Genomic DNA, 346 nt, shown 5'->3' with positions numbered 1-346 from the left:
CAGAGGGTCAGAGGTTCGAATCCTCTATGGCTCACCATTTAAACGCGGGTGTGGCGGAATTGGCAGACGCACTAGACTTAGGATCTAGCGCCTTACGGCGTGGGGGTTCGACTCCCTTCACCCGCATATGCAGAAGTAGTTCAGCGGTAGAATACAACCTTGCCAAGGTTGGGGTCGCGGGTTCGAATCCCGTCTTCTGCTCCATTTTTTGCCGGGGTGGCGGAACTGGCAGACGCACAGGACTTAAAATCCTGCGATAAGTGATTATCGTACCGGTTCGATTCCGGTCCTCGGCACCATAATATATATAAAATGCGCCCGTAGCTCAACTGGATAGAGCGTTTGA

The 346-nt window shown here is 52.6% G+C and carries 3 tRNA genes; all 3 read left to right on the top strand.

The window, feature by feature from the left end:
• Positions 1–44: 44 nt before the first annotated feature.
• The 3 genes from HMPREF2846_RS03335 (at position 45) to HMPREF2846_RS03325 (ending at position 299) form a co-directional block, all read left to right on the top strand.
• A tRNA-Leu gene (locus HMPREF2846_RS03335) sits at positions 45–126 on the top strand.
• 3 nt (positions 127–129) lie between these two features.
• Positions 130–204 (top strand) — tRNA-Gly (locus HMPREF2846_RS03330).
• 6 nt (positions 205–210) lie between these two features.
• Positions 211–299: transfer RNA gene (locus HMPREF2846_RS03325), tRNA-Leu, on the top strand.
• The last annotated feature ends 47 nt before the right edge of the window (positions 300–346 follow it).

The organism is Staphylococcus sp. HMSC056G08 (assembly GCF_001812305.1).
Taxonomy (GTDB): Bacteria; Bacillota; Bacilli; order Staphylococcales; family Staphylococcaceae; genus Staphylococcus; species Staphylococcus simulans.
Note: the sequence above shows the minus strand (reverse complement) of the source record. Positions and strands in the feature narration are given on the sequence as shown.